General features: G+C 69.3%; 6 protein-coding genes. 4 read left to right on the forward strand and 2 right to left on the reverse strand.

The genetic code is table 11. The features are described 5' to 3' along the window. From VGD70_RS07895 to VGD70_RS07910, 4 genes are all read left to right on the forward strand, one after another. A partial coding sequence (locus VGD70_RS07895; protein WP_331079629.1) for a 3-oxoacyl-[acyl-carrier-protein] synthase III C-terminal domain-containing protein occupies nt 1-624 on the forward strand: 624 nt, incomplete at its 5' end. A gap of 75 nt (nt 625-699) precedes the next feature. Continuing rightward, nucleotides 700-948, forward strand: a complete 249-nt coding sequence (locus tag VGD70_RS07900) for an acyl carrier protein (protein WP_012920191.1) — start codon at nt 700-702, stop codon at nt 946-948. A gap of 114 nt (nt 949-1062) precedes the next feature. Then, nucleotides 1063-2295, forward strand: coding sequence for a beta-ketoacyl-[acyl-carrier-protein] synthase II (locus VGD70_RS07905; RefSeq protein ID WP_331079633.1), 1233 nt, complete (start codon nt 1063-1065; stop codon nt 2293-2295). A gap of 14 nt (nt 2296-2309) precedes the next feature. Further along, a complete protein-coding gene (locus VGD70_RS07910) occupies nt 2310-3749 on the forward strand; it encodes an acyl-CoA carboxylase subunit beta (protein ID WP_331079635.1) in 1440 nt (479 codons plus the stop codon). 232 nt (nt 3750-3981) lie between these two features. On the opposite strand, the gene VGD70_RS07915 is transcribed toward VGD70_RS07910, so the two are convergent. After that, nucleotides 3982-4479 carry a DUF3145 domain-containing protein gene (locus VGD70_RS07915; protein WP_331079637.1) on the reverse strand — a complete coding sequence of 166 codons (498 nt, stop codon included), beginning with the start codon at nt 4477-4479 and terminating at the stop codon, nt 3982-3984. A 141-nt stretch (nt 4480-4620) separates the two neighbouring features. After that, on the reverse strand, nt 4621-4819 hold a 199-nt coding region (locus tag VGD70_RS07920; RefSeq protein ID WP_331079639.1), incomplete at its 5' end, for a hypothetical protein.

Here is a 4819-nt window from a genome sequence, read left to right on the forward strand (position 1 = left end):
TTCTGCTACGGCGTCGCGATGGCCAGCGACATGGTCCGCGGCGGCAGCGCGAAGTACGTGCTGGTGATCGGGGTCGAGCGACTCAGCGACATCACCGACCGGACGGACCGCGGTACGGCGTTCATCTTCGCCGACGGCGCGGGGGCCGCCGTGGTCGGGCCGTCCGCGGAGGCCGGGATCGGCCCGGTGGTGTGGGGTTCCGACGGGACCCAGCACGACGTGATCAGCCAGAAGGAGTCCTGGCAGGAGGCGGCCGGCAGCTACAACTGGCCGCACCTGCGGATGGACGGCAACCCGGTCTTCCGGTGGGCGTCGTTCGAGATGGCCAAGACCGCGCAGCAGGCACTGGACGTGGCCGGCGTGAAGGCCGACGACCTGGACCTGTTCGTGCCGCACCAGGCGAACATGCGGATCACGGACGCGATGCGCCGCGCCCTGAAGCTGCCCGGGACCGTCAAGGTCGCGCGCGACATCGAGCGGCAGGGCAACACGTCGGCCGCGTCCATCCCGCTGGCGATCGTCGCCATGCGGGACAGCGGCGAGGCCCGCAGCGGCGACCTGGCGCTCATCATCGGCTTCGGCGCGGGCCTGGTCTTCGCCGCCCAGGTGATCCGGCTCCCCTAAATAGATCTCCGGGACGGCTGATCAGGTGGCCGCCCCGGCGGCAATACACACAGAATCCGAAAGGGAAACGAACAGATGGCCAGCACCGAAGAGATCCGTTCCAGCCTCGCCGAGATCGTCAACGAGATCGCGGGCATCCCGGTCGAAGACGTCCAGCTGGACAAGTCCTTCACCGACGACCTCGACGTCGACTCGCTCTCCATGGTCGAGGTCGTGGTGGCCGCCGAGGAGAAGTTCAGCGTGAAGATCCCGGACGACGAGGTCAAGAACCTGAAAACCGTCGGCGACGCGGTCGCGTTCATCGAGCGCGCCCAGAACGGCTGACCAGAATCACCACAGTCGTGCTGGCGAGTAGCTCACCGGGCGTTCGCGTCCGGTGAGCACCACACCCGCCGTCCCCACATCGTCTGACTTCTCACGCCGAAGGATGAGGTAACCATGTCGAAGACCCGAGTCGTCATCACCGGGCTCGGAGCCACGACCCCGGTCGGAGGCGACGTCGCCAGCACCTGGGAGGCCCTGCTGGCCGGCACGTCCGGTGCGGAGCGGCTGACCGCCGACTGGGTCGAGGAGCTGCCGGTGAAGATCGCCGCCCCCGCCGCGGTCGAGCCCACCGAGGTCATCGAGCGGGTCAAGGCCCGCCGGTTGGACCGGAACGCGCAGTTCGCGGTCGTGGCCGCGCGCGAGGCCTGGGCCGACTCGGGGCTGACCGACGAGCTCCCGAAGGAGCGGCTCGGTGTCGCGATCGCCTCCGGCATCGGCGGCCTGCTCACCACCCTGAGCAACTATGACGCGCTGAAGGTGAACCCACGCCGGGTGTCGCCGCTGGCGATCCCGATGCTGATGCCGAACTCGGCCGCCGCCAACGTGAGCCTCGAGATCAAGGCCCGGGCCGGTGTGCACACCCCCGTCTCCGCCTGCGCCTCCGGCAACGAGGCCATTTCGCTGGCACTGGACCAGATCCGGCTCGGCCGCGCCGACGTGATGCTTGCCGGCGGCACCGAGGGCTCGATCGCCGGCCTGCCGCTGGCGGCCTTCAGCCAGATGATGGCGCTGAGCAAGCGCAACGACGAGCCAGAGCGCGCCTCCCGGCCATGGGACGTCGACCGGGACGGCTTCCTGCTCGGTGAGGGTGCCGGTGTCCTGGTGCTCGAATCGTACGAGCACGCGGTGGCCCGTGGCGCCAAGATCTACGCCGAGATCGCCGGCGCCGGTATGACGGCCGACGGTCACGACATCGCGCAGCCGGAGCCGACCGGCGCCGGCGCGACCCGCGCGATCCAGCGGGCCCTGCTCGAGAGCGACCTGGCCGCGGGCGACATCGTGCACGTGAACGCACACGCCACCTCCACCCCGCAGGGTGACATCGCCGAATCGCTGGCCATCCGGCAAGCCCTCGGCAAGGCCACCGACCGGGCGGTGGCGACGGCACCAAAGTCGATGATCGGCCACCTGCTGGGCGCCGCCGGCGCGGTCGAGTCGATCGCCACCGTGCTCGCGCTGCACCACCGGGTGGTGCCGCCGACCATCAACGTGGACAAGCTGGACGACGCCATCCAGCTCGACATCGCAACCGAACAACGCAAGCTCGGCGACGGGGACATCGCGGCTCTGAACAACTCCTTCGGCTTCGGCGGACACAACGTCGCCCTTGCCTTCAAGTCCGTCTGATCCGGGAGGACCTCATGACCACCGCCCCCGCGCCACAAGCGCCGGCCAAACCTGCCAAGCTTCCGCGCGAACAGGATCCCCGCAATCCGGTCGCCCGGCTCACCAAGCTGCTGGATCCGGACTCCCTCGAGCTGATCACGCCGGACGACCTGTCCGGCATGCTCGCGGCCCGCGGCACCATCGCCGGTGCTCCCGTGATCGCGTTCTGCTCCGACGCCACCGTGATGGGCGGCGCGACGGGTGACGAGGGCTGCGAGGTCGTCGTCAAGGCCTACCAGGTCGCCCGCCAGGAGGAACTGCCGATCATCGGTCTATGGCACTCCGGCGGCGCCCGGCTGGCCGAGGGTGTGCTCAGCCTGCACGCGGTCGGCAAGATCTTCTTCGAGATGACCCAGGCCTCGGGCAAGATCCCGCAGATCTCTGTTGTACTCGGCCCGGCCGCGGGCGGTGCGGCGTACGGTCCGGCACTCACCGACATCGTCATCCTCGGTCCGGAGGGCCGGATCTTCGTCACCGGTCCGGACGTGGTCCGCTCGGTCACCGGCGAGGATGTCGACATGCTCCGTCTGGGCGGTCCCGAGCCGCACGGGCGGCGCTCCGGCGTCGTCCACATCACCACCGACTCCGAGGCCGCCGCGATCGAGAATGCCCGCCGGCTGACCGACCTCTTCGCGAACCAGGGCGAGGTCTCGGACGACGTGCCCGACACCGACCTGTCCGGGCTGTTGCCGGAGTCGGCCAAGCGCGCGTACGACGTCCACCCGCTGGTCGGCGGGGTACTCGATGAGGACTCCGGCGTCGAGCTGCACCAGCGGTGGGCGCCGAACATCGTCACCACCCTCGGCCGGCTCGGTGGCCGGACCGTCGGCGTGATCGCCAACAACCCGCTCCGGCTCGGTGGCTGCCTGGACGCGCTGAGCGCGGAGAAGGCGGCCCGCTTCGTTCGGATGTGCGACGCGTTCGGCGTACCGATGGTGGTGCTGGTCGACGTACCGGGTTACCTGCCCGGCGTCGGCCAGGAGTGGGACGGCGTCGTACGACGGGGCGCCAAGCTGCTGCACGCCTTCGCCGAGTCGGTCGTACCGCGGGTTACCTTGGTGACACGCAAGACGTATGGCGGGGCGTACATCGCCATGAACGCGCGCTCCCTCGGGGCGACCCGGGTGTTCGCCTGGGCGCGGGCCGAGGTGGCCGTGATGGGTGCGGTGGCGGCGATCCGGATCCTGCATCGCCGCAAGCTGGCCGACGTTGCGCCGGAACTACGGGCCCAGGTCGAGGCCGAACTGGCGACGGAGCACGAGAAGATCGCCGGCGGCATCGAGCGGGCGAAGCAGATCGGCGTCGTCGACGAGGTCGTCGAGCCCGGTGCCACCCGGTCGGCCCTGGCAGCAGCCATCGCCGCCGCCGAGGCCGGCGGCCGGGTCCGTGGCCGGCACGGCAACATCCCCTTGTAAACAAGGGTTCCCCGGAACATGAACGAAGGGCGCGGACTGTAGGGTCCGCGCCCTTCGTACGTGGTGCGGCCGCTGTTGACGACCGCCGGGGGTGTCCCGACACCCGGCGGCCCAGCGGCCACGGCCTATCCCACCCTGTAAAAGCTCTGACCTTTAGCATCGGGCAAAAGTCGCCGGAATTGTTCGCCTCCGAGGTATTCTTCTGAAGTTCTCAGCTTCGACGCCTGAGCCGTCAGACGACCTGATGAAGCCAGCGGACGGGGGCGCCGTCACCGGCGTAGCGAAACGGTTCCAGCTCGTCGTCCCAGGGACGGCCCAGCAAGCGCTCGACCTCCTCGGTCAGATCCGCTTCGCCAGTGGCCGCCTTCAGCATCGCGGCCTTCAGCCGGTCCTCCGGCACCATGATGTCGCCGTGCAGTCCGGTGGAGGCGTGGAAGACGCCCAGCGTTGGCGTGAAGGAGTAGCGCTCACCCTCGACCCCGTTGCCCGGCTCCTCGGTGACCTCGAACCGGAGCTTCTGCCAACCGCGCAGGGCGGACGCCAGCTTGGCCGCCGTGCCGGCCTCGGCTTGCCACGACAGCTCGGCCCGGTAGGTTCCCTGGGCGGCAGGCTGCGGTGTCCAGTCCAGCTTCACGGGCACGCCTAGTACGCCGCCAGCTGCCCACTCGACATGTGGGCACAACGCTGACGGCACGGTGTGGACGTAGAGAACGCCACGAGTCGTCGCCACCGGGACCTCCTGTGCTCGAGGGGCGCCTTCCCCAGCGTTCTCGAACACCGTCTCGAAAGTTCCTGCGGCAGCGGGTACATCTTGCACCACCAGCGCCCCACACACCAGCTCCCTCGCCGTGTCAACCAGATGGGTCCACGGTCAGGGGAAGCGTGAGGCCAAGGCGATGCAGGCTCCGGCACAGGCGAGGGTGAACAGCATCGCGATGCCGGCGAACCTCGAGGTCACCTCCTTGTCGACCTTGTCGAAGCCGACCGAGGAGCCGATGTCCTTGTAGACGTCCTCGAGCTCGCCGGCGGATTCGGCCGTGTAGGCCTTTCCCTTGGTGATCTCGGCGACG

It is taken from the genome of Actinophytocola sp. (assembly GCF_036402745.1).
Taxonomy (GTDB): domain Bacteria; phylum Actinomycetota; class Actinomycetes; order Mycobacteriales; family Pseudonocardiaceae; genus Actinophytocola.